Below are 924 nucleotides of genomic sequence, written 5' to 3'. Positions count from 1 at the left end.
GCTGTTGCTACCGGATGGACTCGCGTCTGATTAGCCAGTTGGTGAGGTAACGGCTCACCAAAGCGATGATCAGTAGCCGGCCTGAGAGGGTGAACGGCCACATTGGGACTGAGACACGGCCCAAACTCCTACGGGAGGCAGCAGTGGGGAATCTTCCGCAATGGGCGCAAGCCTGACGGAGCAATGCCGCGTGAGTGAAGAAGGCCTTCGGGTTGTAAAACTCTGTCCTCATCCAAGAGAGAGGTTTGTAGTAACTGCCAGACCTAGGACGGTAGATGAGGAGGAAGCCCCGGCTAACTATGTGCCAGCAGCCGCGGTAAAACATAGGGGGCAAGCGTTGTCCGGAATCACTGGGCGTAAAGGGCGCGCAGGCGGTTTGTTAAGTCAGATGTGAAAGGTTAGGGCTCAACCCTGAACGTGCATCTGATACTGGCAGACTTGAGTATGGAAGAGGTAAGTGGAATTCCTAGTGTAGCGGTGAAATGCGTAGATATTAGGAGGAACACCAGTGGCGAAGGCGACTTACTGGGCCATAACTGACGCTGAGGCGCGAAAGCGTGGGGAGCAAACAGGATTAGATACCCTGGTAGTCCACGCCGTAAACGATGGGTACTAGGTGTCGGAGGTTTCAAGACCCTCGGTGCCGGAGTTAACACAATAAGTACCCCGCCTGGGGAGTACGGTCGCAAGACTGAAACTCAAAGGAATTGACGGGGGCCCGCACAAGCGGTGGAGCATGTGGTTTAATTCGACGCAACGCGAAGAACCTTACCAAGACTTGACATCCTGCTGCCGAGGTATGTAATGTACCTTTTCCTTCGGGACAGCAGAGACAGGTGGTGCATGGTTGTCGTCAGCTCGTGTCGTGAGATGTTGGGTTAAGTCCCGCAACGAGCGCAACCCTTGTATTCAGTTGCCATCATT

At 54.3% G+C, this 924-nt stretch carries 1 rRNA gene; it reads left to right on the top strand.

What is annotated here, in order from left to right:
* Window positions 1-924, top strand: a 16S ribosomal RNA gene (locus ACKQTC_RS09205); the annotation flags it as partial.

Source organism: Peptococcus simiae (assembly GCF_046097595.1).
GTDB classification, from domain to species: domain Bacteria; phylum Bacillota; class Peptococcia; order Peptococcales; family Peptococcaceae; genus Peptococcus; species Peptococcus simiae.
The sequence above is the reverse complement of the archived record's forward strand: the minus strand, read 5'-3'. Positions and strand labels throughout refer to the sequence as shown.